At 39.0% G+C, this 657-nt stretch carries 1 protein-coding gene; it reads right to left on the bottom strand.

Translation table 11 applies throughout. From position 1 onward, the window contains the following. On the bottom strand, positions 1-657 hold a 657-nt coding region (locus Q8W26_RS17835; RefSeq protein ID WP_305473884.1), incomplete at its 3' end, for a transposase.

Here is a 657-nt window from a genome sequence, read left to right as displayed (position 1 = left end):
AACCCCTTCTAGTTTTGTTAACTTTTTACACTGCGGGGTAGCATCCAATAAAACCCTGAGATATTCATCAAACTTGCTTATTACTTGTATACAGTTAAGGTACTGTAACCACATTTGTTCGAGAGCCTGGCGAAACGTTATTGTGAAACCATTCTCAGCATCCTCTAATGCCGAGTATATAGCTCCCTTGAGACCGCCATTCCTGCTTGATACTCTTATATTAAATTCAAGTAATAATGCAGACAGTTGATTGTTCAGAGCCGTTTTTTGCTTAACCGACAGCTCTCGCATTCGAAGTATCGATTGAAGCTGTTGCTGTTTAATGCTTTTACCACTTATAAAATTAACGTCTGGTAACATTGCAGCTTGTACGATGGCTAATGCATCATTTTTGTCTGTTTTTTGATTTTGTCTAACTGAGCCAACCAATTTTGCAGAGATAAGCCTCGCATCATGCCCAAGGCTAGCTGCTTTTTGCTTCCAATAATTTGAAGTACCACAAGCTTCAAACACCACCATAGAACGTTCGTGACATATCAACCATTGTGTAAACGCTGACGGTGTCATTTCAGTGTTAGAAAGCACCTTATTCTTTGAGAATACACAGACTTGAATAACATCTTTTGCCAAATCGACACCAACTGTAGTATTGTTCAT

This window comes from Psychrobium sp. 1_MG-2023 (assembly GCF_030689115.1).
Taxonomy (GTDB): Bacteria; Pseudomonadota; Gammaproteobacteria; order Enterobacterales; family Psychrobiaceae; genus Psychrobium.
This window is presented reverse-complemented; position numbering and strand designations above follow the sequence as displayed.